Consider the following 22,408-nt stretch of genomic DNA (forward strand, 5'->3'; position numbering starts at 1 on the left):
GCAGGGAAGCATCAAACGAAGGGACGGGAGGCCAGCTCCAGGCCCAGCACCACGAGAAACAGCAGGAAGCACTGGCGAAAGCGTGCAGGGCTGATCATCTGCCGGACTTTCTGCCCCAGCCACATGCCAGCCAGCGCCGGAATGATCGCCAGGGTCGAGGTGGTCAGTTGCGTGGCCTGCAACGCACCGTGCAGGTAGAGCCCGAGGGTCAGGGCCACGGTCGAAATCGTGAACGACAGCCCCAGCGCCTGGACCAGGTCGTCGCGGCCCAGGTTCAACGAGCCGAGGTAGGGCACCGCCGGCATGGTGAACACACCGGTGGCCCCGGTCATCACGCCGGTCACCAGGCCGATGACAGGGGACAACCACCGCTCGGTCGGACGCGCGACTGAAAATGCCGGAGCCAGCAGGGCATAAACCGCATAGATGATCAGGGTGACACCCAGGCCGAACCCGGACCACAGCGGATTGACCAGCACCAGCAGTGCCGATCCGGCAAGGGTGCCGAGGATGATGCACAGCATCATCGGCCAGAGCCTGCGGCTCAATGCGCCGATCGAAGGGCCGGCAAACAGTTGCCAGACATTGGTGACGAACGAGGGCAGGGCCAGCAGGGCCACGGCCGCTGCCGGCGCCATGACGGTGCCGAGCAGACCCATGGCCACGGTCGGCAAGCCCATCCCGGTTGCACCCTTGACCAGGCCTGCGGCGAGGAAGGTGCCAGTCAGCAGCAACACATACAACAGCGGATCATGCATCCAGGGCGCTCCAGCCAAAACGGGAAAGCCCGATTGAAGCCTCTGGCCCGGCTGGGCACAATGTGGAAAACACAGTTGAGCCTTCGGATTGTCCGAAGGCTGGAGGTTAACGATGCGCCTGGACCTGGCGGACCTTCGCCTGTTTCTCTGTATTGTCGATGCCGGCAGCATCACCGCCGGTGCGCAGCGCGCCAACCTGGCCCTGGCATCGGCCAGCGAACGCCTGCGCAACATGGAAGATGCCCTGGGCCTGCGCTTGCTGCAACGCAGGGCACGAGGCGTGGTCACCACCGAGCCGGGCGAGGCCCTGGCCCGTCACGCCCGTGTGATGCTTCGCCAGCAGCAGGCGCTGGGCCGGGAAATGCACGACTTCGCCAGCGGCGCGAAGGGCACTGTCGAGCTCTATGCCAACACGGCGGCGGTCACTGATTTTCTGCCTGGGCGCCTTGGGCCGTGGCTGGCCGCACGGCCGGAACTGCGCGTGGAAATCAAGGAGCGCACCAGCACGGACATCATCCAGGCGGTTGCCTCGGGGCTGGTGGAGGCCGGTGTGGTTTCCAATGCCGTGCAGGCCGAAGGCGTGCAGGTGATACCCGTGGCCCAGGATCACCTGGTGCTGATTCTGGCTCCGGGACATCCCTTGGCGCAGGGTCGGCAGATCGCCTTTGCCCAGACCCTGAACCACGCCTTCGTCGGCATGGCCGAGGGCAGTGCGCTGCAGGACCATATCAACCAGCATGCGCGTGCCGCCGGCAAACCGCTGGACCTGAGGATTCGCATGAACAGCTTCGAAGGATTGTGCGAAATGGTCGGGCACGGCGTGGGAATAGGGGTGCTGCCCCTGGGTATCGCCAAGCGTCACCAGCGCCGCCATGGCTTCAGGATTCTGGCGCTGACCGATGCCTGGGCCAGGCGGACCTTGTGCGTATGTTTCACCAGCAGCGGGGCGCTGTCTGCGCCGATGCGCAGCCTGCTCGCGCATCTGGGGGCCGTGCCGCACGACAGCTGAGGCGCGCTCAGCCGCCGATGGCCCGCAATGCCGAAACGGCCGCATCGTTGCCTTGCTGCTCGCTGATCATCAATGCGGTATTGCCTCTGTTATCCCGGTGCTTCGGGTCAGCGCCGAGCCGAACCAGCTCACCCAGCACGTTCAGGCGCCCGAACAGCGCTGCAAACGACAGCGCGGTCTGCCCGTCGTTGTTGGTCGCCTCGATGGGGCACAGGGGCATCAGGCGCCGGGCAATGACCGTCTCGCCCTTGAACAATGCGCCCATCAGCGCCGTATTGCCGTTACCGTCGGCGATACAGGGATTGGCGCCGGCCTGCAGCAGCAGGTTCACCTCGTCGAGATCGCCGTGGTAAGTGGCGAGGATCACTGCGGTGTGGCCCCGGTCGGTCTGGCTGTCGAGCGGATAGCCGGCCTTGAGCAAGGCATCGGTGATATCCCCGCGCCCGGCCCTGGCGGCGTCGAACCACTGGCTGTCGTACAGGTGGGGATCGACCCGTTGTACATCGGCCTGCAAGTGCCCGGCGTGCGCCGGCAGCCAGAGCCCCGGGAAGAACAGGTGTACTACGCGGTAGGCCAGCACTGCCAGCAGCACGACCAGCACTGCACCGAGCCCTTTGCTGAATCTTGCGATACTCATCGCGGCTCCCTCGGCAAGCCTGCCCGGCGTGGCAGGCAGGCTTGCACGTTACATGGCGATCAGTTCGACAGCGCGCTGGCGGCGCTGTCCACACGCTTGACGTCGGCGTGGGTGGCCTTGGCCAGGCGGGTACCGTAGTCCGGGTCGGCCTTGTAGAAGTACGAGAGCATGGCGTATTTGTTGTTCTCGTCCGTCACATGGTTCAAGTCGCCACTGAGCGCCTCGATCAGCAGGGTCTTCTCCTTCGAGGACAGGGCGCGATAGTACTCGCCCGCCTGGAGGAAGTTGGCCTGCTTCTTGATGGCCAGCTGTTGCGTGACACCGCTGACGGGCGTGCTGGCGTACTTGTATTGCGGGTCCTGTGCGATTTCGGCCAGGCCGGAGGGCTCGTAGTTGACTTCACCCTTGCGACCACTGCTGTTCATCGCACCGTCCTGGGAGTTGTTGTTCACCTTGTTGCGCGGCTGGTTGACCGGAATCTGCTGGTAGTTGGCGCCCAGGCGGTACATCTGGGTGTCGGCATAGGCGAACAGGCGGCCTTGCAGCATGCGGTCCTCGGAGGCTTCGATACCCGGCACCAGGCGCGAAGGGGCAAAGGCCGACTCTTCGGTGGACTCGAAGTAGTTGTCCGGCACCTTGTTCAGGGTCATGGTGCCGACCTTGCGCTCGGCTACGCCGGTCCAGACCTTGGTGTCATCCAGTGCGTTGAACGCGAACTGGTCGAGCTCCGAAGGCTTGAGTACCTGCACGTACAGATCCCACTTGGGGAAATCGCCTTTCTTGATCGCGCCATACAGGTCGTTGGTCATCATGTTCGGATCCTTGCCGATCGACGCGGCGACCTGGCCGGGCTCCAGGCTGTGCAGGCCCTGCTGGGTCTTCCAGGCGAACTTGACGTAGTGCACCTCGCCGCGGGCATTGACGAACTTGAAGGCATGCACTGCCGAACCGTTCATGTGCCGGTAGGAGTCGGGCATGCCTTCGAGCGAGTACATGTGGGTCAGCATGTTGGTCGCTTCGGGGCTGTGGGCGAAGAAGTCGAAGGCCAGGTTGGGGTCCTGGACGCCGGTGACGGCGCTGGGTTTGTTGGCATGGACGAAGTCGGGGAACTTGATGGCGTCGCGGATGAAGAACACCGGCACGTTGATGCCGACCATGTCCCAGTTGCCCTGGGTGGTATAGAACTTGACGGCGAAGCCTCGTGGGTCGCGGGCCTGCTCGGGCGAACCGCGATAGCCCATGACCGTGCTGAAGCGCACGAAGACCGGCGTACGGGTCCCGCTCTTGAAGACTTCGGCGCGGGTCAGGTCACTGATGTCGGCGCTTGGTTCGAATGTGCCGTAGGCACCGGTGCCGCGCGCATGAACCACACGCTCGGGGATACGTTCGCGGTCGAAACGTTGCAGTTTTTCGATCAGGTGGGCGTCCTGCAACAGCACCGGGCCGTCGGCACCGGCAGTTTGCGAATTCTGGTTGTCACCGACCGGTGCACCGGAGTCCCGGGTGAACTCGTTGGCCGCGAAAGTGGGGACACTCAAACTACTGATCAGCAGGCAAAGGGGGAGCTTCAAGAGAGAGCGACGCATGAGCGTTCCTTCTTTTTTTGATTGGAATCAAAATGATGGAGCGCGGAGGGAGAGGGCGACCAATATAAGCTTTTAATTAATCCAATAGCACCAAACCATTAGGTGATCGGAATTAGTTGCAGCATGTTAGTGGTGGGAAAGTTTAAGTACTGCGCCAGTACCAAGTCATTATGAGAAACACCTCACATTTTTCCGCTATAGGTTTCATGTTTCTTTAGTTGACTGAATGCATCAAGTTGTATGCGCTGGATACGCACATGAACCCAGCGCAACCCAGTGGCGGTTCAATGGGAAGACACATAGGCCGTTGGTCCGCCAGGCGCCGGCAGGGTGTAGGTGGCTTTCATCCAGTCGATTTCCGCCTGGGGTGTCCGGCCGAAGAAGCGTTTGAACTCGCGGCTGAACTGCGAGGGGCTCTCGTAGCCAACGCTGAAGGCGGCTGCCGATGCGCTCAAGGCGTCGTGCAGCATCAGCAGGCGTGCCTGGTGCAGGCGGGCCGACTTCAGGTACTGCATGGGCGAGGTGTTGGTCACGCTGCGAAAGTGCCGATGGAAACTGGGCACGCTCATGCTGGCCTCGCGGGCCAGCGACTCTACGTCCAGATGCTCCCGGTAGCGGCTGTGAATGGTGCGCAGGGCGCGGGTCACCTTGGCGAAATGGCCGTGCCGAGCCAAGGCCGCCCGCAACGAGCCGCCCTGTGCGCCTGAGAGGATGCGGTAGTAGATTTCACGCACCAGCGCCGGGCCGAGGATCTGTGCGTCGCTGGCGATGGCCATGGCTTCAAGAAAGCGCAGCGTCGTGGCCTGCAGCGCATCGTCCATGGGCGAGGCGTACATGCCCTGCGGCGGTTCGCTGCTGCTGCCCAGCAGTTCGTCCACCTGCAGGGTCAGCTCGCTGGCCAGTTGCAGGTCCAGGCGTATGTAGATGGCCAGCATCGGCTCGGTTTCGCTGGCATCGGTTTCCATGGTGAAGGGCACTGGAACCGACACCACCAGGTAGTGCCGGGCGTCGTATACATAGACCTCATCGCCCAGATAACCGCGCTTGCAGCCCTGGCAGAGGATGACGATGCCGGGCTCGTAGAGCACCGGAACATGGCTCAGCGGCCGGTTCGAGCGCAGGAAGCGTACATCTTGCAGCGGGCTGAGGTTGTAGCCTTCCTGCGGTGCGAGCTGCTCCAGCAGTTGCACCATGCGCGCGGTACGTGAATCGATGTGGGTCACGGTGCGTTCCTCTGCCGGTTGTTCAACCGTCGGTCGAGCGGGTCAGGTCTTGCCATCGATCGATCTCTTCGCCCAGGCGTTGCAGCTTTTCGCGGACCAGCTCCAGTGCATCGCTGCCCAGCAGCAGGTGATCGGGCGGGTTCGGGCTGGCGACAACCTGCAGGATGGCCAGCGCGGCCTTGCGCGGGTCGCCCAGCTGCTTGCCGCTTTTGTCCTGGCGCGCCTTGCGGATCGGATCGAAGCTCTGGTCGTAGTCGGCGATACTGCGCGGCGAGCGTTGCATGGAGCGACCGGCCCAATCGGTTCGGAACGAGCCTGGAGCCACTGCCGTGACGGCAATGCCGAAGGGGCGCAGCTCCTGGCTCAGGGTATCGGAAATCCCTTCGAGCGCGAACTTGCTCGAACAGTAATAGGCGATGCCGGGCAGGGTGATGGTGCCGCCCATCGAGGTGATGTTGATGACATGGCCGGCGCGACGCTGGCGAAAATACGGCACCAGGGCCTTGGTGACCGCCACGGCGCCGAACACGTTGACCTCGAACTGACGGCGCATTTCATCGAGCGGTGACTCCTCGAAGATGCCTTCATGCCCATAGCCGGCATTGTTCACCAGCACATCGATCGGGCCGTGCAGCGCTTGAGCCTCGGCGACCACGGCGTCGATCCGGGCAAAATCGGTGACGTCGAGGAGCACGCCGTGGGCGCGCTCGCGGTCGAGCCATTGAAAGGCTTGCAGCGCGTCGGCGTTACGCACGGTGCCGATGACGCGATGGCCGGCGTCTAGGGCCGCCTGGGCCAGGGCGTTGCCGAAGCCGCTGCTGACACCGGTGATGAAGAACGTCTTGCTGTCGCTCATGGTCGCGATCCTGTGGGTGGACGGTGCGAACATGCTAGGCGCATTGGTTGATCGTCCCTATGCCGGGAACGCTCCAGGCATTGCCCATTCCTGTCAGCGATGAGCGTGCAGGACGGTCAAGGTTTTTTGCGGGCAAAGAAAAGCCCGCTGGGGAGGGCGGGCAAGGTGTTTCACGGATGTGGCTTCACTGTGCCAAGGGGCAGGTGAAAATGTTGTGAAGATAATGTCGAAAAGAGCTTCAAAGGCAAAAAGTCAGAAACCCGGTGCGATCTCGCCCTTGTAGCGGGTCAGGATGAACTCGCGCACCTCGGGGGAATTCAGCGCCTTGGCCAGCGTCTGGATACCGGGATCCTGCAGGTTGTCCGGGCGCGCCACCAGGTATTCCACATACAGGTCCTTGCCCTTTTCGACGATCAGTGCGCTGCGCAGGTCGATGCCGGCTTCCAGTGCGTAGTTGGCGAACACGAACGCCAGATCGACCTGGCTGACCGAGCGCGGCAGCATCGCGCCTTCCAGCTCGCGGATCCTGAACTTGTGCGGGTTGGCAACGATGTCGCGCAGGGTGGACTGCGGGTTGCCCGGGTCCTTGAGCTGGATCAGCCCGGCCTCGGCCAGCAGTACCAGGGCACGGCCGGCGTTCACCGGGTCGTTGGGAATGGCCACGCTGGCGCCCTCGGGAAGGTCGGCCAGGCGCTTGTAGCGGGTCGAATAGGCGCCGAAGGGTTCGATGTGCACCCCGACCACCGGCACCAGGTCGGTATGACGGGCCTTGTTGAAGTCGTCGAGGAACGGCCGGTACTGGTAGTAGTTGGCGTCCAGGTGCTTTTCCGCCAGTTGCAGGTTGGGCTGGATGAAGTCGTTGAACACCTTGATGTCCAGGTCGACGCCTTGCCTGGCCAGGATCGGCTTGACGAACTCGAGGATCTCGGCGTGTGGCACGGGGGTGGCGCCGACGACCAGGTGTTCGCCGGCCTGGGCCTGGAGAACGAAAGCAGCTGCCAGGGTGGCGAGGAGGTATTTCATGGGAATGCTCCGCAAAGGGTCCGGAATCAGGATCGGAAATCAGGGACGGGGGCAAGGCCGCGGCCGCTCGACTGGCGCAGGGCCGCCACTGGGTGCGGTGCGCGCAGGCGGTCGCCCTGGCCGAACAGCTTGTTGCGCAGGCTGCCTTCGGCGTATTCGCGCTTGAACAGGCCGCGCGCCTGCAGTTCAGGCACCAGCAGGTCGACCACGGCCACGAAGGTTTCCGGCACGACCACGCTGGACAGGTTGAAGCCGTCGACGTCGGTTTCCTCGACCCAGGCCTGCAACTGGTCGGCGACCGTGGCGGCAGAGCCCACCAGCAGGGGGCCGTCGCCGCCGAGGCAGCAGTACTCGGCGATTTCCGCAACCGTCCAGGTGCGGCTCGGGTCCGCCCGGGTGAAGCCTTCGACCACCGACTGGATGGCCTCGCTGGGCACTTCGCGCAAGATCTGCTCAGGGCTGTAGGCGGCGAAGTCGATGCCGGTCCAGCCGGACATCAGTGCCAGCGAGCCGCTGGCGCTGGCGTATTCGCGGTATTCGCGCAGACGCGCCTGCGCCGCCTCGTCGGTCTCGGCGACGATCACGGTGAGCTGCTCCAGGATCAGGATGTCGCTACCCTGGCGCCCGGCGGCGACAGCGGCGGCACGCAGGTCCGCCACTTGCTTTTTCAGCACCGTGCGGCTGGGCGCGGCGACGAACACGCACTCGGCGTTGGCTGCGGCGAAGGCCCGACCACGGCTGGATGCGCCGGCCTGGTAGAGCACCGGGGTGCGCTGTGGCGAGGGGGCGCTCAGGTGAAAGCCGGGGACTTTGAAATAGGTGCCGTCATGCCCGATGCCATGGACCTTGGCAGGATCGGTGTAGACGCCGCTGGCACGGTCGGCACGCACCGCGTCTTCCTCCCAGCTGGTTTCCCACAGTTTGTAGCAGACCTGCAGGTATTCCTCGGCGAGCGCGTAGCGCTGGTCATGCCCCATCTGTTCCGGCTGGCCAAGATTGCGGGCACCGCTGGAAAGGTAGGACGTGACAATGTTCCAGCCGGCGCGTCCCTGGGTCAGGTGGTCCAGGGTGCTCATGCGCCGGGCGAAGGGGAAGGGGTGCTCGAACGATACCGAGGCGGTGACGCCAAAGCCCAGATGACGGGTGGCGGCGGCCATGGCCGGCACCAGTTGCAGCGGATCGTTGAGCGGCACCTGGGCGCCGCTGCGCAGTGCTTCGTCGGCATTGCCGGCATAGACGTCGTAGACGCCCAGCACGTCGGCCAGGAACAGGCCGTCGATGCAGCCACGTTCCAGGGTCCGGGCCAGTTCGATCCAGTAGTGAATGTCGGTGTAGCGCGTGGCCTGGTCGCGCGGATGGCGCCACAGCCCCGGCGAAAGATGACCGACGGTGTTCATGGCAAAGGCGTTCAGGCGGATCTGCTTGGTCATGGCGCGGCCTCAGTTCCAGTCGTGGCGGGTCGGGCGGACACCGTTCAGCGCCCAGTTGCCGACCAGGTGGTATTTCCAGCGCACCGGGTCGTGCAGGGTGTGGACCCGCGCGTTGCGCCAGTGCCGGTCGAAGTTGTGCTGCAGCAGCGAGGAGCGGGTGCCGCCGAGTTCGAACAGGCGGTTGCTGGCCTCGATCGCAGCTTCCGTGGTCAGCACCTTGGCCTTGGCGACCGCCACCGAAGCCGCAGCGACGTTGTCCTCATCAGGTGCCGACTTGGCGGCATCCAGTACTTTGCCCGCACGTTCGAGCAGGGCCTCGGCAGCTTCCTGGCGGATTTCCAGCGAGCCGATCTGGATGATGGTCAGCGGATCTTCGCTGGCGTTCTCGACCCCGGCGTCGATCCAGGGCCGCGCATGTGCGCGAACGAAGGCGATGGTGTCATCGAGCGCAGCGCGGCCGATGCCGGCATCGATTGCAGCGGTGGTCAGTTGGGCGAAGGGACCGGCGAGGGTCGGACGTTCGTAGGAGCGGTAGCTGGGGAACAGCTGGAACGCCGGCACACGCAAGCCGTCGAGCAGCACACTGCCGCTGGAGGTGGTGCGCTGGCCCATGCTGTTCCAGTCGTCGATCACTACCAGGCCCGGTGTACCACGCGGCACGAAGGCCAGTTGCGCGCGATTCTCGGCATCCAGGGCCAGCACACCGATCCAGTGGGCGTACAGCGAGCCGGTGCAGTAGCCCTTGCGCCCGTCGATGCGATAGCCGTCGCTGTCAGCCACCAGGCGGGTGCGAATGTCCTGGACGGTCTTGCCGCCGGTCTCCGACAAGGCGTTGGCGAAGCGATGCCCCTTGAGCACCAGGTCGAAGAAGAACCGGCATTGCGCTTCGCTGCCCTGCAGGCGGATGTCTTCGAGCAGGCAGTAATGGTTCTGCGGGATCTGGCCCAGCGAGGGATCGGCCGCCGAGACGATGGCGATGACCTGGGCAAGGGTGGCGAAGGACACCTCGGCGCCGCCGTACGCGCGCGGTACGGTAATGCCCCACAAACCGCTGTTGGAGTATGCATCGACCACCTCGACGGGCACCTCGCGCAGGCGATCGCGCTCGGCAGCCCCTTCGCGCAGGAGGCCGGCGACACGGTGGGCGACCGCGAGGGCTTCGGCGTCGTCGCTGATGATATGGGCGCGTGGCTCGCGGATGTCGTAATGGGCTGGGGTGGGCATGGTTTCCTCTAAATGCTGTGCGTGTACGCAGAACGCTTCAGCAGAAACCGTGCCACTGGTTTTAATTCAACAAAATCAATCGGTTGAGTGTATTTATGGGTTGTGGTGTCGGCCTTCGTGCAACCAGGTGTTGGCCGGCTGTTGCTCGGCGGACAGTTTTCAGGGGAACACCGGTGGCTATCCCTGGGATGACCGGAAAAGTGGCCTACTGCCACTCTTGCCGGCGTATGTAAGGGTTATGTAAAAAAACATTTATCAATTGTGAACAACTGTATTCTGAAACCACTTAAAGCATCGGCCCAGATCCATGAACCAACTTCCGTCGCGGCCAGAAGCCGCACGCGGGGCGTTCTCCAGTTTCGAGGCGTGTCGCACTACCCAGAAGGGTCCCGTGGTGATCCTGGCGTCCGGCGCATCGGCGCGGGACTTTCCACTCGATGAATTCGCCGATGTGCCGATAATCGCCATGAACGGCTCCATTTCGATGCTCATCGGCACGGATATCAGGCCGTTCTTCTACCTCTGCACCGACAAGGACTTCTGCAACCAGCAGCCCGAACTCTTTGCCGCAGCGCTGCACTGCAGCCCGCGAGTCGCCCTGTGGCCAGAACAATTCGAACTGTTCGACCTGCCGGGTGACTGCCAGCGTTATCCGCTACTCAAGGCCCTCGATCCGACTTTTGCCGAATGGCTGGGGCTCGGTGACGGCCGCTACGCGCGCAATCGTGCCGTGTGGAGCAAGCGTGGCCGCTCCATAGGCTTCAGCAGGAACCTCTCGCACGGCTTCTTCGATGCCCGCACGGTGGCCTACGTGGCGCTGCAACTGGCCTGTCACCTGGGGTTCGAGGACGTGCTGCTGGTGGGCGTGGACATGGATCAGTCCACCGGGCGCTTCTACGAAACTGCAGGTGGCAAGCGCTCGCCCTGCGGCCTTGACCAGCACTGGGACAGCCGCATCCTGCCGTCGATGACGCTGATGACGCGCCAGGTGATGGGGGAGCATTTTCGCGTGCACAACCTGTCAGCCCGCTCGCGCATACCCGCTGAGCTGATTCCGAAGATCGACCTGGAACAGGCCCGTGCGCTTGTGACTCGACAGGCAGCGGTAGCCTGAGGGGCCGATGCCGATTGGCGTGTTCAGCCCAGCCACCACGCCAGTGCGCACAGCACGAGGGTGACCAGCGAGCCTGCAAACAGGCTGTAATGCCGTTGCGCGCGCCGGGCGTGGGCCTCGACCTCGCGCAGGTACTGGCCCGGTGGCGGCGCATCCGGGCGGTGACGCAAGCCTTCGGCGATGTCGGCGAGCCTGCCGCGGATCAGCAGGCCGACCAGGTAATAGCAGGCGGCGTAGCTGGCCAATGCCAGCAGCAGGTACTTCACGCGGGTCCATCCTTGGCAGGGGCAAACCCCGAGGATACCCCCGCAGGCCAACCTTTAACCAGCAAAACTCAGGACGCGCGCCCAATTGCGAAACGCTGGCGGAACCAGTCATCGAGCATGGCTTTTTCTGCGAACAGCCGATCGTTGCTGCCCGCCCGACCCGGGCGGCTCAGGTACATCTTGTCGCTCACACGCTCCCGCGCCGTACGTTCGGGCAGGCCGGGGCGGGTCAGGGTGTAGCTGAGGTCGATGCTTGGCCAGGTGATCTCGCGCATGAAGCGCACATCCTGAGCACTGCTGTTCCAGGGCTCGTAGCGCCCGGCCAGGTCGATGTCGCGAATGTCGATGTGCAACTGCTGGCCGGGCGGCAGGTAGCGCTGACCGAGTTTCTCCAGGTGCAGGGTGAGTGCCTTGATCACCGTGGCATCGGCGCCGCGCTCGTAGCCCGGGCTGTCGAGGCTGGCATCGCGGAATTTTTCCGGGTGATCGAAGCTCACTTCGACCTGCGCGGGCGGGGTGCCTTGTGCCATGCTGTCGAAGGCCAGCACCATCAGCAGTGCGCAGGCGAGGGTGGAGCGCATGATGCACCTCCGGTTCAGGTTGTGTATCGGCCCATTCTACGCCGGGCACTGGCAGCACAGCAGAGGAAAGATGTAATGGCGCGTTTTCGGCGCATCCCCGCCAACGAGCACGGGCGTGACCTGGCGGTCGGCGACATTCACGGGCATTTCGAGCGCCTGCAGGCGGCGCTCGACGAGGTCGGGTTCGACCCGTCGCGCGACAGGCTGTTCAGCGTCGGCGACCTGGTCGACCGCGGCCCTGATAGCGAGGATGTCCTGCAATGGCTGGCGCAACCCTGGTTCCACGCGGTGCAGGGTAACCACGAAGCGTTGGCGATCAGTCATCTGCGCGGTGGCCGGATCGACCTTGCCATGTACCGTGCGGCCGGCGGAGGCTGGTTTCTCGACCTGCCGTCGGCGCAGCAGGTGCGTTTCGTCGAACGCTTCGAAACCCTGCCGATCGCCCTCGAGGTGCAGACTGCTCACGGCGCGGTCGGGCTGTTGCATGCCGACAGCCCGTTCAGCGACTGGAGCCGCTTGCGCGAGAGCCTGCTGGCCGGGGACGACCGCGATGTGCGTGAAACCTGTCAATGGTCGCGTCAGCGCCTGAAGGCCGGTGACACCCAGGCTGTCGAAGGGGTACGCGCGGTGCTGGTCGGGCATACCCCGGTGCTGCGCCCCAAGGTACTGGGCAATGTCTGGCACCTGGATACCGGTGGCTGGAGCAGCGGGTTCTTCAGCCTGCTGGACCTCGCCACCCTGACCCTGCTGTCCGACAGCGACTGACGGGCGCTGCGACCTTCCCAAAAACGACCACCCACACATTCGGGGTATGTCTGCCTGCGACGCCAACTCCCATAGTGACCCCATCGGCTCGATCCGGAGCAGTCACACGATGGAGTTGCTATGCGCAAGGCACTGAAGGTGATTGGCGGTCTGTTGCTGGTGTCCGCCACGACACTGGCGCAGGCAGCGCCAGAGGCGGACGCCGGCAACACGCTGAGGCTGTACAACTGGACCGACTACATTGGCGAGACCACCCTGGCCGATTTCGAGAAGGCCACCGGCATCAAGGTGGTCTACGACACCTTCGACGGTTATGAAACGGTCCAGACCAAGCTGCTGACCGGTCGCTCCGGCTACGACCTGGTCATGCTCAACGCGTCGCTGGTGCCACCGCTGATACAGGCCGGGGTGTTCCAGCCGCTCGACAGGCAGCAACTGCCCAGCTGGCACAACCTCGATACCCAGGTAGTCGCCAACCTGCAGGGCTACGACCCGGGCCTGAAATACTCGGCGCCCTACACCTGGGGCAGTTCGGGGGTCACCTACAACGTCGACAAGATCAAGGCACGCATGCCCGATGCACCGATCGGTTCGCTGGCCATGCTGTTCGACCCGGCCATCGTCTCGCGCTTTGCCGACTGCGGCGTGACCTTGATGGATGCGCCAACCGAAGTGATCCCGCTGGCACTGCAATACCTGGGCAAGGACCCGCGCAGCGCCGCACCGGCAGACCTGAAGGCGGCTGAAAAACTGCTGTTGGGGATCCGCCCGTACATTCGCAAGTTCGACTCGGTCAACTACCTGACCAGCCTGCCCAACGGCGATGTATGCCTGGCCCTGACCTGGTCGGGCGACTACGCCACCGCCCAGGCCCGTGCCGTGGAAGCGAAAAAGGATATCAAGCTGTCGTTCTTCATCCCCAAGGAGGGCTCGCTGATCTGGTTCGACAACCTGTACATCCCCAAGGACGCGCCGCATGTGGCCAACGCCCATCGTTTCCTCGAGTTCCTGCTGCAGCCGCAGACCATGGCCAAGGTGACCGACTACATCCACTACGCCAACAGCAATGCCGCGGCCACCGCGTTGGTGCAACCCGAGATCCGCCAGGACCCGGCGATCTACCCGGACGCGCAGACCCGTGAACGGCTGTTCGCCCAGAAGACCCAGAGCCCCAAGGACATGCGTGCGATCACGCGGGTCTGGAGCACGGTCAAGACCGGTTTCTGAACATTCCCGAACGATTCCTGCCAAGGAGCTGCCCATGGCCACCCCCAATACCGCATTCGCCATCGCCCACGACCCATTGGTGGAAGCCGACAAGGCCCACTACATGCACGGCTACCACATGTTCGACGAGCACCGCGAGCAGGGCGCGCTGAACATCGTCGAAGGCGAGGGCGCCTATATCCGCGACACCCAAGGCAACCGTTTCCTCGACGCCGTCGGCGGGATGTGGTGCACCAACATCGGCCTGGGCCGCGAAGAGATGGCCCTGGCCATCGCCGACCAGGTGCGCAGGCTGGCGTATTCCAACCCGTTCTCCGACATGGCCAACGACGTGGCCATCGAGCTGTGCCGCAAGCTCGCCGAACTGGCGCCGGGCGACCTGGATCACGTGTTCCTCACCACCGGCGGCTCCACTGCGGTGGACACCGCGTACCGCCTGATCCAGTACTACCAGAACTGCCGTGGCAAGCCCGGCAAGAAACACATCATTGCCCGCTACAACGCCTACCACGGCTCCACCACCCTGACCATGCAGATCGGCAACAAGGCCGCCGACCGGGTGCCGGAGTTCGACTACGCCCACGAGCTGATCCATCACATCTCCAACCCCAACCCGTACCGCGCCCCCGACGGCATGGACGAGGCCGAATTCCTCGACTTCCTGGTCGCCGAATTCGAGGACAAGATCCTCTCGCTGGGCGCCGACAACGTCGCGGCCTTCTTCGCCGAGCCGATCATGGGGTCCGGCGGGGTGATCATCCCGCCGAAGGGGTACTTCGCACGCATGTGGCAGCTGTGCCAGACCTACGACATCCTGTTCGTCGCCGACGAGGTGGTCACCTCGTTCGGGCGCCTGGGCACCTTCTTCGCCAGTGAAGAACTGTTCGGCGTGACGCCCGACATCATCACCACCGCCAAGGGGCTGACCTCGGCGTACCTGCCACTGGGCGCGTGCATCTTCTCCGAGCGCATCTGGCAGGTGATCGCCGAGCCGGGCAAGGGTCGCTGCTTCACCCATGGCTTCACCTACAGCGGACACCCGGTGTGCTGCACCGCAGCGCTGAAGAACATCGAGATCATCGAGCGCGAGCGCCTGCTGGCCCATGTCCAGGACGTCGGCAGTTACCTGGAGCAGCGCCTGCAGAGCCTGCGCGAGCTGCCGCTGGTGGGCGACGTGCGCTGCATGAAGCTGATGGCCTGCGTCGAGTTCGTCGCCGACAAGGCGAGCAAGGCGCTGTTCGACGATGCCATCAACATCGGCGAACGCATCCACAGCAAAGCCCAGGCAAAAGGCCTGCTGGTGCGGCCGATCATGCACCTGAACGTGATGTCGCCGCCGCTGATCGTGACCCATGCCCAGGTCGACGAGATCGTCGAGACCTTGCGCCAGTGCATCCTGGAAACGGCGCGCGAGCTCACCGCACAAGGGCTGTACCAGGGCCGATGAGCAGCCTGCAGCGGGCTGTGCGCGGGGGTGTCCGGCAGGCTAGACTGCCGGGCATGACCCAGGCCTCTCCCGATACGCCCCTCACCCTGACCCTCGGTGCCCTGCAGCAGTGGCATGCAGCGTTGCAGGGCGCGCTGGCCAGCAGCGAATCGCCGGATGCCCTGCGCCAGCTTGCTGCGGCACTGGGTCAACTGGTGGCGGTCGAGTCGATGATGATCAGCCTGGAGAGCCAGGGGCAGGCGCCGCGGCTGCTGTACCAGCAGGGGATTCCGCAGGTTCACCGCGATGCGGTGCTCAACCGCTACTTCGCCGCAGGCTACCTGCTCGATCCGTTCTGCCTGGCGGTGCAGAGCGGCCTGGCCGAGGGCTTCTACCACCTGCAGGACATCGCCCCGGACAACTTCTTCGACAGCGACTACTACCAGGCCTATTACCTGGGCACCGGCTGCAGCGAAGACAGCTACTACATCGTCGACCTCAGCGAGGGCCGCAAGCTTTCCCTCAGCCTGTTCCAGGGCTGCAGCGGCACACGCCTGAGCCCGCAGCAGATCGACCTGTTGCGGGCCGTCGAGCCGATGGTTCGCGAACTGCTCGGCCGCTACGCCCGGTACAACCTCGAGCCCGGCACCGCGCCGCTGGAGCATGTCAGCCTGCAGGCGGCGTTCGACAGCTTTGGATGCCAGGTGCTGACCGACCGCGAGCGCGAGGTCGCGCACATGATCCTGCGCGGGCATTCGGTCAAGTCCACCGCGATCGAACTGGGCATCTCGCCCGAAACGGTGCGCATGCACCGCAAGAACCTCTACCTCAAGCTCGGCATCAACTCCCAGTCGGAATTGTTCGCCCGCTTCATCGACTGGCTACGCCAGGGCTGACACCCCACTCAGCGTGCCTGAAGGCCTGCGCTGCCCGCCCGTTTCGACCATTCCCTCCCTGCGACCTGGTACAGCCAGGCGCCTGTTCGTGCGCATTTTCGTCCATAACATTCGATAACCCGTGATTATCCCATCTTTTATTTCATCAAATTACATTGGCGATTGATCTTGATATGGTATGTAATTACAGGCTACATACCACGGTACGAAATCGTAGGAGCAAACATGGCCCGGGGCGGTATCAACAAGGCGGTCGTGCAGCAGGCGCGCCAGGCGCTGATCGCCCGGGGCGAACATCCGAGCATCGATGCAGTACGCATCGAACTGGGCAATACCGGCTCGAAAACCACCATCCATCGTTATCTGAAGGAACTCGAGGCGCAGCAGCCGCTGGCCGACAAGCGCTCGCCGGCCCTCAGCGACACCCTCGGCCGCTTCGTTGGCCAATTGGCCGAGCAACTGCGTGAGGAAGGGGAGGCGCGCATCGCCCAGGCCCAGGCTGAATTCGACGAGCAACGCGAACAGTTGCAGGCACAACTGCAGCTGGCCCAGCAGGCTTTGGCCGCCGCCCACCAGCAACAGCAGATCCAGGCCAGCGCCCTGCAGGCCGAGTCGGAAAAGCTCGAGACCACCCTGAGCACCCTGCAGGCCGAGCAACTGCGCAGCGCCAGCCTCAATCAGTCAGTCGGCGAGCTGCAACTGAGGCTGGTCGACAAGGACGAGCAGGTCCGCTCGCTGGAAGAAAAGCACCGCAATGCCCGCGACGCGCTCGAGCATTACCGCAGTGCCAGCCGCGAGCAGCGCGAACAGGACCAGCGCCGCCACGAGGCGCAGGTACAGCAACTGAATGTCGAGCTGCGTCAGTTGCAGCAGGGCGCGATCGTGCGCCAGGAAGAGCTGACCCGCCTGCACCGCGACAACGAACGCCTGCTCACCGAGAACCGCCAGAGCGGTGCCCGCCAGCAGCAGCTCGACGAGCAACTGGAGCAGCGTGATGCCCAGGTGCAGGGGCTGCGTTCGATCCTGGCCCAGGCACAGGGCGCGAGTGAGGAAATGCGCCGTCAGCTGGATGTCGAACGCCAGGCGCGGGTCAGCCAGCAAGACCTGTTGGGCGAGCAGACGCGCTTGATCGAGCGGCTGCAGGACCGCCTGACGCTCAGCGAGGCCCGGTGCAGCGAGCTCGAAGCCGTTCGCGACAGGGATGTGCAGATAAATCAAACTTCGCCAGGCTGAGGCTTTCTTCCGTAGACACTTGTACGGAGAGCGCATGATGAGCGAACAGAAACGGCCACCGAATCCCGCACAGGGTCCTCATTCGTCCGAGGATGCGTCCAGCAAGCAGGACCTGGGCTTCGACCCCGATTCACCCGACCTGGAGGATCCGCAGGTCGACCCGCAGGGGCCGGCAAAACCACCCCGGGATCACGAAAAGCAGCCTGAATGAAGCGAACGGGCGCGGTACCCGGTACCGTGCCCGTTCGCTGGGTGGTCAGGCCTCGGCCTGGCGCGCCGCGTCCACGCCCGCACTGGACAGCTTGATCGGATAGCGCACGCTGATCTGGTGATCGGCATCGACGCTGACGCTACCGTCGTGGATCAGGCCGGCCTCCTGCAAGGTCTTGAGCATTCCCGCCACGGCTTTTTCGCCGCGATAATTGTCCAGCACTTCCTTGCCCAGGCCTTCCGGGTGGGCGTGCAACAGCCGAGTCAGGACTTCGGCGCGCAGGGCATCATTACTCATATCAAGCCTCTCTGGTCAGCTGTTGATCACTTGCCGTGCTTGGCCTGAAGCTGCCTGGCATGCTCCAGGTGCTTCTCGAGGGTCGGCAGGGTCTCGCTGGCGAACGCCTTGAGCTCCGGTTTGTCCGACGAGCCGGCTTCCTTCTTGAAAAGCTCCACGGCTTTTTCGTGGGCATCGACCTGGTTGTTGACGTACGACTTGTCGAACGACTCGTCGCGCCATTCCAGGATCATCTTCTTGACCTTGTCGGTGAGTGCGGCTTCGTCAGGTACGCTGAGGTCCAGCTTGCGCGCGATGTCACCGAGTTTCTGGTTGGCCTGGGTGTGGTCGGTGACCATCTGCTGGGCGAAGGTCTTGATCTCGGCGTCCTTGCTCTTTTCCAGCGCCAGGTTGCCGGTCACCACTTCGGCGATGCCAGCCTCGGTGGCAGCATCGACGAAGTCGTCGGAGGAGGCGGCCATTACCTGCATCGAGGCCAGGCCCATGGCCATGCACAGGCCGGCTCGCTTGAGGAACAGAGTGCTCATGTGTCTCTCCTTGTCCGTAGGCGCGACGTCGGTGTCGCGTACGGTTGAGCGCTGGCGGGCGGCGAAAGTTTGAAATTTCTCGTCGGCCTCATGCCATGCGGCAAGGGAATGGGAGAGGGGGGTTGCAAGTAAATTGTTATAACGTAACATTTGCCTGAATCAGCCTGTGTCAGGAACCGCACCGTGATCCGCAGAAACCCCTCCGGCCATCTCCCGCAAATCGCCGAATCGGCCTACATCGACAAGACCGCGATCATCTGCGGCAAGGTCATCATCAAGGACAATGTGTTCGTCGGCCCCTATGCGGTAATCCGCGCCGACGAAGTCGACGCCTCCGGTGACATGGAGCCGATCGTCATCGGTGCCAACTCCAATATCCAGGATGGCGTGGTGATCCATTCCAAGTCCGGGGCGGCTGTGAGCATCGGCGAGTTCACCTCCATCGCCCACCGCTCCATCGTCCATGGCCCCTGCGTGGTTGGTGACCGGGTGTTCATCGGTTTCAACAGCGTGCTGTTCAACTGCCGCGTCGGCGATGGCTGCGTGGTGCGGCACAACTCGGTGGTCGATGGCCGGGACCTGCCGGAGCGTTTCTACGTGCCGCCCACCGAACACATCGGCCCGCACACCGACCTTGGCCGCTATCCACCGGTCAGCGTGTCGGCCTCGGAGTTTTCCGAGGATGTGGCGCGCACCAACATCGACCTGGTCCAGGGCTACAAGGCCCTGCAGAACGAGTTCTGATCATGGCCGACCTGGTGATTCGCAATGCCCGGCTGGTCAACGAAGGGCGTGAGTTCGACGCCGACGTGCGCGTGACCCATGGGCGCATCGACAAGATCGCCCCCAGTATCGACGGCGTCAACGCCAGGCTCGAGATCGACGCCCGCGGCCAGTTCCTGCTGCCGGGGATGATCGACGACCAGGTGCACTTCCGCGAGCCGGGGGCTGCGCACAAGGGCAGCATGGCCAGCGAGTCGCGCGCGGCCGTGGCCGGCGGCATCACCAGTTTCATGGACATGCCCAACACCGATCCACCGACCCTCACCCCGGCTGCGCTGGCCGACAAGAAGCGCCGCGCCGCCGCCGTCTCGCAGGCCAACTACGGCTTCCACTTCGGTGTCAGTCGCGACAACCTCGACACCATCGCCTCGCTCGACCCGCGCGAGGTCGCGGGGGTCAAGGTGTTCATGGGCGCGTCCACCGGCAACATGCTGGTGGACGATCCCGAGGTGCTCGAGCGCTTGTTCATCTATTGCCCGACCATCCTCCTGGCGCATTGCGAACACACCCCGAGCATCCTGGCCAACGAAGCGCTGTGGCGCGAGCGCCATGGCGAGTTCATTCCCGCGACTGCCCACCCGCTGATCCGCGATGCCGAGGCGTGCTACCGCTCCTCGTCGATGGCGGTGGACATGGCCCGACGTTTCGGCACCCGCCTGCACGTGCTGCACCTGACCACCGCCCGCGAACTGGCGCTGTTCAGCCCCGGGCCGGTGCAGGACAAGCGCATTACCGCCGAGGTCTGCCTGCATCATCTGTTGTTCGACGACGGTGACTACGCGCAGCTCGGCCACCTGATCAAATGCAATCCGTCGATCAAGGCGCGCAGTGACCGCGACGCGCTGCGCCAGGCACTGGCCAGCGATGTGATCGACGTGATCGGCACCGATCATGCCCCCCATACCCTGGAAGAGAAACGCCGGGTCTACGCCCGCGCACCGTCTGGCCTGCCCTTGGTAGAGCACGCCTTGCCCGCGGCGCTGGAGCTGGTCAGCGAAGGCGTGCTGAGCCTTGCGCAGGTGGTCGACAAGACCAGCCACGCGGTGGCTCGCCTGTTCGCCATCCGTGAGCGCGGTTTCCTGCGCGAGGGCTACTGGGCAGACCTTGCCCTGGTCGAGCGCCTGGCGCAGCCGCGACCCGTCGCCGAGGAGCCGGTGCTGGCCCATTGCGGCTGGACGCCGTTCCAGCATCGGCATTTTCACCATGTGGTGCGCAGCACCGTGGTATCCGGCCAGCTCGCCTGGCACCAGGGCCGGGTGCAGCCACGCTGCCAGGGCCTGCCACTGATGTTCGATCGATGAATCCTTTATTGCACGAGCGTGCCCGATGACCGAAGAAGACCTGCTCCGCCAACCGGCGGAGGCCTACATGAACGAACCCCAGCGCCAGTACTTCCGTAACCTGTTGCTGGGGCAGCGGGTGGAATTGCAGGAGCGCATAGAGCAGGACTTCCAGGCGCTGCGCGAGCAGGAAGTGCACAGCGATCCAGCCGACCTGGGCAGTGCCGAAGAAGAGCGCCACTGGCAGTTGCGCACCCTTGAGCGGGAAAAGCGCCTGCTCGACAAGATCGACCAGGCGCTGGAACGCCTGGCCCGGGGCGATTACGGCTGGTGCGAGGAAACCGGCGAGCCGATCGGCCTGCGCCGCCTGCTGCTGCGCCCGACCGCGACGCTGTGCATCGAGGCCAAGGAGCGGCAGGAGCTCAGGGAACGGCATTTGCGCGACGATGCCTAGTCGACCACCACCGGCTGGGCATACAGCTGCCAGCGCACCGAGCTGACACCTTTTTCCAGGCTCACCCGGCTGACCAGGCGCTCGAGCTGGGCGGGCGCTTGCGGCGTGCCCAGCAGCTCGGCGCGCACTTCCAGACGCAGCGGATCGTGCAGGTCTTCACTGTGCAGCGACTGCAGGCGCAGGCCCGGGTCGCTGAGGCTGTGCAGCATCAGGCTGCGTACCTGGATCTCGTCCTCGGCCCGGCAGACGATGCGCACCTCGAAACGCTGCTCGACTTCACTGGCCGGGACCACGTCCTGGCGATCCAGGCGCTGGGCGATGTCGCGCAACAGGATGTTGGCGCACAGCACCACCAGGCTGCCGAGGGTCGCCTCCAGCAGCAGCCCGAGGCTGCACAGCACACCGATGGCGGCGGTGCACCAGAGCGTGGCTGCGGTGTTCAGGCCGCGCACGTTGAAACCGTCGCGCATGATCACGCCACCGCCGAGAAAACCGATCCCCGATACCACATAGGCGGCGATGCGCGAGGCATCGCTGGGCTCCATGCCTGGCACCGCCTGGGTCATCAGCACGAACAGACAGGCACCAGTGCTGACCAGCGCGTTGGTGCGCAGGCCGGTGAGGCGCTGGCGCAGTTGACGTTCGGCGCCGATCAGGGCACCGAGTACGAGGGCTACGCTGACGCGCAGCAGAAATACTTTCCAATCCATAGCAAACCTCTTTCCACGGGCAACGGCCCGCGCATGCGCCTCTGTCATCGAGGGCGCCGATCAAATGAATGAGCGCGCAGGGCCACGACACTGGCCGGCAAATGCTGGCCAAGTGGGGAAAGAAGAGGGGGATCCGCCTGTGCAGGCGTGATGGACCGCCGTCTACCGTGTTCGGCAAGACAGCGGCAGGAATGCTGCCGGACTAGCTTGCCGTGTGGACCTGTCGCAATCGACTGGGGCTACTGTCCAATGCAGGACTCCTGTGGGGGATGCGAAATTGCGCAGCGGACCTTACGCCCCCGCTGGCGATGAATCAAGCGCGGATTGATGACAATTGCTTCATTGCCGAAACCTCCTACCGATTCCTCAGGATTGGCCAGCAATGCTACCCTTGCGCCTTTCGCCATCCACGCCGGACCGTCCCATGCTGTTCAACATCGCCGTGCTGCTCGCCACCCTGGTGGCCATGGAGGGCGTCGGTACGCTGGCCCACAAGTACGTCATGCACGGCTGGGGCTGGTGGTTGCACCGCTCGCACCATGAACCGCACCTGGGTGTGCTCGAGACCAACGACCTCTACCTGGTGGCGCTGGCACTGATCGCCGCCGCCTTGATGGCCCTGGGCAAGGCCGGCTACGCGCCACTGCAATGGGTGGGGGGTGGCGTCGCAGGCTATGGCGTGCTCTACGTGCTGGCACACGACGGCTTCTTCCACCGTCACTGGCCGCGCAAACCCCGGCCGGTGCAGCGCTACCTGAGGCGCCTGTATCGCGCCCATCGGCTGCACCATGCGGTGAAAGGCCGTGCCGGCAGCGTGTCGTTCGGTTTCTTCTATGCACCGCCGCTGCGCGTGCTCAAGCGGCAGTTGCGCGAGCGACGCGGCGACTGACTC

The 22,408-nt window shown here is 64.3% G+C and carries 25 protein-coding genes; 12 read left to right on the top strand and 13 right to left on the bottom strand.

Annotated elements, in window-relative coordinates:
• Positions 1–11 precede the first annotated feature (11 nt).
• Positions 12–758, bottom strand: a complete 747-nt coding sequence (locus AC1TXO_RS12810) for a sulfite exporter TauE/SafE family protein (protein ID WP_486406671.1) — start codon at positions 756–758, stop codon at positions 12–14.
• 112 nt (positions 759–870) lie between these two features.
• On the opposite strand from AC1TXO_RS12810, the gene AC1TXO_RS12815 reads away from it, so the two are divergent.
• The gene (locus AC1TXO_RS12815; RefSeq protein ID WP_486406672.1) at positions 871–1,767 is read left to right on the top strand and encodes a LysR family transcriptional regulator; all 897 of its coding nucleotides are present in this window, start codon (positions 871–873) and stop codon (positions 1,765–1,767) included.
• 7 nt (positions 1,768–1,774) lie between these two features.
• Here the strand turns inward: AC1TXO_RS12815 and AC1TXO_RS12820 are convergent, their stop codons facing one another.
• From AC1TXO_RS12820 to AC1TXO_RS12850, 7 genes are all read right to left on the bottom strand, one after another.
• The gene (locus AC1TXO_RS12820; protein WP_486406673.1) at positions 1,775–2,404 is read right to left on the bottom strand and encodes an ankyrin repeat domain-containing protein; all 630 of its coding nucleotides are present in this window, start codon (positions 2,402–2,404) and stop codon (positions 1,775–1,777) included.
• Between the two features lie 59 nt (positions 2,405–2,463).
• Positions 2,464–3,990, bottom strand: a complete 1,527-nt coding sequence (locus AC1TXO_RS12825; RefSeq protein ID WP_486406674.1) for a catalase — start codon at positions 3,988–3,990, stop codon at positions 2,464–2,466.
• A 284-nt stretch (positions 3,991–4,274) separates the two neighbouring features.
• On the bottom strand, positions 4,275–5,183 hold the full coding sequence (locus AC1TXO_RS12830) for an AraC family transcriptional regulator (protein WP_486406837.1): 909 nt from the start codon (positions 5,181–5,183) through the stop codon (positions 4,275–4,277).
• Between the two features lie 52 nt (positions 5,184–5,235).
• A complete protein-coding gene (locus AC1TXO_RS12835) occupies positions 5,236–6,069 on the bottom strand; it encodes an oxidoreductase (RefSeq protein WP_486406675.1) in 834 nt (277 codons plus the stop codon).
• A 252-nt stretch (positions 6,070–6,321) separates the two neighbouring features.
• Positions 6,322–7,092 (bottom strand): MetQ/NlpA family ABC transporter substrate-binding protein, encoded by a 771-nt coding sequence (locus AC1TXO_RS12840; RefSeq protein ID WP_486406676.1) that lies wholly within the window; start codon positions 7,090–7,092, stop codon positions 6,322–6,324.
• Between the two features lie 26 nt (positions 7,093–7,118).
• Positions 7,119–8,522 carry an LLM class flavin-dependent oxidoreductase gene (locus AC1TXO_RS12845; RefSeq protein ID WP_486406677.1) on the bottom strand — a complete coding sequence of 468 codons (1,404 nt, stop codon included), beginning with the start codon at positions 8,520–8,522 and terminating at the stop codon, positions 7,119–7,121.
• A 9-nt stretch (positions 8,523–8,531) separates the two neighbouring features.
• A complete protein-coding gene (locus AC1TXO_RS12850; RefSeq protein ID WP_486406678.1) occupies positions 8,532–9,746 on the bottom strand; it encodes an SfnB family sulfur acquisition oxidoreductase in 1,215 nt (404 codons plus the stop codon).
• A 307-nt stretch (positions 9,747–10,053) separates the two neighbouring features.
• Between AC1TXO_RS12850 and AC1TXO_RS12855 the strand changes: the two genes are divergently transcribed.
• Positions 10,054–10,860: a lipopolysaccharide biosynthesis protein gene (locus AC1TXO_RS12855; protein ID WP_486406679.1), complete on the top strand. Its 807-nt coding sequence runs from the start codon at positions 10,054–10,056 to the stop codon at positions 10,858–10,860.
• 23 nt (positions 10,861–10,883) lie between these two features.
• On the opposite strand, the gene AC1TXO_RS12860 is transcribed toward AC1TXO_RS12855, so the two are convergent.
• Both AC1TXO_RS12860 and AC1TXO_RS12865 read right to left on the bottom strand, forming a co-directional pair.
• On the bottom strand, positions 10,884–11,126 hold the full coding sequence (locus tag AC1TXO_RS12860; protein WP_486406680.1) for a hypothetical protein: 243 nt from the start codon (positions 11,124–11,126) through the stop codon (positions 10,884–10,886).
• A gap of 68 nt (positions 11,127–11,194) precedes the next feature.
• Complete coding sequence (locus tag AC1TXO_RS12865) at positions 11,195–11,707, bottom strand: DUF3016 domain-containing protein (RefSeq protein ID WP_486406681.1); 513 nt, start codon at positions 11,705–11,707, stop codon at positions 11,195–11,197.
• A 75-nt stretch (positions 11,708–11,782) separates the two neighbouring features.
• Here AC1TXO_RS12865 and AC1TXO_RS12870 point away from each other — a divergent pair, with 75 nt between their 5' ends.
• The 6 genes from AC1TXO_RS12870 to AC1TXO_RS12895 all read left to right on the top strand — a co-directional run bounded on the left by AC1TXO_RS12870 (position 11,783) and on the right by AC1TXO_RS12895 (position 17,465).
• Positions 11,783–12,472 (top strand): metallophosphoesterase, encoded by a 690-nt coding sequence (locus AC1TXO_RS12870; protein WP_486406682.1) that lies wholly within the window; start codon positions 11,783–11,785, stop codon positions 12,470–12,472.
• Between the two features lie 120 nt (positions 12,473–12,592).
• Positions 12,593–13,699: a polyamine ABC transporter substrate-binding protein gene (locus AC1TXO_RS12875; RefSeq protein ID WP_486406683.1), complete on the top strand. Its 1,107-nt coding sequence runs from the start codon at positions 12,593–12,595 to the stop codon at positions 13,697–13,699.
• 34 nt (positions 13,700–13,733) lie between these two features.
• The gene (locus AC1TXO_RS12880) at positions 13,734–15,146 is read left to right on the top strand and encodes an aminotransferase (RefSeq protein ID WP_486406684.1); all 1,413 of its coding nucleotides are present in this window, start codon (positions 13,734–13,736) and stop codon (positions 15,144–15,146) included.
• A complete protein-coding gene (locus tag AC1TXO_RS12885; protein WP_486406685.1) occupies positions 15,143–16,021 on the top strand; it encodes a helix-turn-helix domain-containing protein in 879 nt (292 codons plus the stop codon). Before AC1TXO_RS12880 ends, AC1TXO_RS12885 begins: the two co-directional genes overlap by 4 nt.
• A gap of 225 nt (positions 16,022–16,246) precedes the next feature.
• Positions 16,247–17,254, top strand: coding sequence for a DNA-binding protein (locus tag AC1TXO_RS12890; RefSeq protein WP_486406686.1), 1,008 nt, complete (start codon positions 16,247–16,249; stop codon positions 17,252–17,254).
• Positions 17,255–17,288: 34 nt separating this feature from the next.
• The gene (locus tag AC1TXO_RS12895; RefSeq protein ID WP_486406687.1) at positions 17,289–17,465 is read left to right on the top strand and encodes a DUF6021 family protein; all 177 of its coding nucleotides are present in this window, start codon (positions 17,289–17,291) and stop codon (positions 17,463–17,465) included.
• Between the two features lie 45 nt (positions 17,466–17,510).
• On the opposite strand, the gene AC1TXO_RS12900 is transcribed toward AC1TXO_RS12895, so the two are convergent.
• Positions 17,511–17,762 carry a hypothetical protein gene (locus AC1TXO_RS12900; protein ID WP_486406688.1) on the bottom strand — a complete coding sequence of 84 codons (252 nt, stop codon included), beginning with the start codon at positions 17,760–17,762 and terminating at the stop codon, positions 17,511–17,513.
• A 26-nt stretch (positions 17,763–17,788) separates the two neighbouring features.
• Positions 17,789–18,289 (bottom strand): DUF4142 domain-containing protein, encoded by a 501-nt coding sequence (locus AC1TXO_RS12905; protein WP_486406689.1) that lies wholly within the window; start codon positions 18,287–18,289, stop codon positions 17,789–17,791.
• Positions 18,290–18,472: 183 nt separating this feature from the next.
• On the opposite strand from AC1TXO_RS12905, the gene AC1TXO_RS12910 reads away from it, so the two are divergent.
• The 3 genes from AC1TXO_RS12910 to dksA are packed head-to-tail and all read left to right on the top strand — an operon-like array spanning position 18,473 to position 20,806.
• Positions 18,473–19,033, top strand: coding sequence for a gamma carbonic anhydrase family protein (locus AC1TXO_RS12910; RefSeq protein ID WP_486406690.1), 561 nt, complete (start codon positions 18,473–18,475; stop codon positions 19,031–19,033).
• A 2-nt stretch (positions 19,034–19,035) separates the two neighbouring features.
• A complete protein-coding gene (locus tag AC1TXO_RS12915; RefSeq protein ID WP_486406691.1) occupies positions 19,036–20,373 on the top strand; it encodes a dihydroorotase in 1,338 nt (445 codons plus the stop codon).
• Between the two features lie 25 nt (positions 20,374–20,398).
• The gene (gene dksA, locus AC1TXO_RS12920) at positions 20,399–20,806 is read left to right on the top strand and encodes an RNA polymerase-binding protein DksA (protein ID WP_486406692.1); all 408 of its coding nucleotides are present in this window, start codon (positions 20,399–20,401) and stop codon (positions 20,804–20,806) included.
• Here dksA and AC1TXO_RS12925 read toward each other — a convergent pair.
• Positions 20,803–21,516, bottom strand: a complete 714-nt coding sequence (locus tag AC1TXO_RS12925) for an MgtC/SapB family protein (protein WP_186664602.1) — start codon at positions 21,514–21,516, stop codon at positions 20,803–20,805. The genes dksA and AC1TXO_RS12925 overlap by 4 nt on opposite strands.
• 424 nt (positions 21,517–21,940) lie before the next feature.
• Between AC1TXO_RS12925 and AC1TXO_RS12930 the strand changes: the two genes are divergently transcribed.
• A complete protein-coding gene (locus tag AC1TXO_RS12930) occupies positions 21,941–22,405 on the top strand; it encodes a sterol desaturase family protein (RefSeq protein ID WP_486406693.1) in 465 nt (154 codons plus the stop codon).
• Positions 22,406–22,408: the final 3 nt, after the last annotated feature.

It is taken from the genome of Pseudomonas sp. FA117 (genome assembly GCF_057370475.1).

Coding starts and splice junctions, on each gene's coding strand:
- AC1TXO_RS12835 (WP_486406675.1), bottom strand. CDS start 6,069: ATGAGCGACAGCAAGACGTTCTTCATCACCGGTGTCAGCAGCGGCTTC.
- AC1TXO_RS12900 (WP_486406688.1), bottom strand. CDS start 17,762: ATGAGTAATGATGCCCTGCGCGCCGAAGTCCTGACTCGGCTGTTGCAC.
- AC1TXO_RS12815 (WP_486406672.1), top strand. CDS start 871: ATGCGCCTGGACCTGGCGGACCTTCGCCTGTTTCTCTGTATTGTCGAT.
- AC1TXO_RS12890 (WP_486406686.1), top strand. CDS start 16,247: ATGGCCCGGGGCGGTATCAACAAGGCGGTCGTGCAGCAGGCGCGCCAG.
- AC1TXO_RS12845 (WP_486406677.1), bottom strand. CDS start 8,522: ATGACCAAGCAGATCCGCCTGAACGCCTTTGCCATGAACACCGTCGGT.
- AC1TXO_RS12925 (WP_186664602.1), bottom strand. CDS start 21,516: ATGGATTGGAAAGTATTTCTGCTGCGCGTCAGCGTAGCCCTCGTACTC.
- AC1TXO_RS12915 (WP_486406691.1), top strand. CDS start 19,036: ATGGCCGACCTGGTGATTCGCAATGCCCGGCTGGTCAACGAAGGGCGT.
- AC1TXO_RS12855 (WP_486406679.1), top strand. CDS start 10,054: ATGAACCAACTTCCGTCGCGGCCAGAAGCCGCACGCGGGGCGTTCTCC.
- AC1TXO_RS12840 (WP_486406676.1), bottom strand. CDS start 7,092: ATGAAATACCTCCTCGCCACCCTGGCAGCTGCTTTCGTTCTCCAGGCC.
- AC1TXO_RS12880 (WP_486406684.1), top strand. CDS start 13,734: ATGGCCACCCCCAATACCGCATTCGCCATCGCCCACGACCCATTGGTG.
- dksA (WP_486406692.1), top strand. CDS start 20,399: ATGACCGAAGAAGACCTGCTCCGCCAACCGGCGGAGGCCTACATGAAC.
- AC1TXO_RS12830 (WP_486406837.1), bottom strand. CDS start 5,183: ATGGTGCAACTGCTGGAGCAGCTCGCACCGCAGGAAGGCTACAACCTC.
- AC1TXO_RS12875 (WP_486406683.1), top strand. CDS start 12,593: ATGCGCAAGGCACTGAAGGTGATTGGCGGTCTGTTGCTGGTGTCCGCC.
- AC1TXO_RS12930 (WP_486406693.1), top strand. CDS start 21,941: ATGCTGTTCAACATCGCCGTGCTGCTCGCCACCCTGGTGGCCATGGAG.
- AC1TXO_RS12895 (WP_486406687.1), top strand. CDS start 17,289: ATGATGAGCGAACAGAAACGGCCACCGAATCCCGCACAGGGTCCTCAT.
- AC1TXO_RS12850 (WP_486406678.1), bottom strand. CDS start 9,746: ATGCCCACCCCAGCCCATTACGACATCCGCGAGCCACGCGCCCATATC.
- AC1TXO_RS12870 (WP_486406682.1), top strand. CDS start 11,783: ATGGCGCGTTTTCGGCGCATCCCCGCCAACGAGCACGGGCGTGACCTG.
- AC1TXO_RS12820 (WP_486406673.1), bottom strand. CDS start 2,404: ATGAGTATCGCAAGATTCAGCAAAGGGCTCGGTGCAGTGCTGGTCGTG.
- AC1TXO_RS12810 (WP_486406671.1), bottom strand. CDS start 758: ATGCATGATCCGCTGTTGTATGTGTTGCTGCTGACTGGCACCTTCCTC.
- AC1TXO_RS12905 (WP_486406689.1), bottom strand. CDS start 18,289: ATGAGCACTCTGTTCCTCAAGCGAGCCGGCCTGTGCATGGCCATGGGC.
- AC1TXO_RS12885 (WP_486406685.1), top strand. CDS start 15,143: ATGAGCAGCCTGCAGCGGGCTGTGCGCGGGGGTGTCCGGCAGGCTAGA.
- AC1TXO_RS12865 (WP_486406681.1), bottom strand. CDS start 11,707: ATGCGCTCCACCCTCGCCTGCGCACTGCTGATGGTGCTGGCCTTCGAC.
- AC1TXO_RS12825 (WP_486406674.1), bottom strand. CDS start 3,990: ATGCGTCGCTCTCTCTTGAAGCTCCCCCTTTGCCTGCTGATCAGTAGT.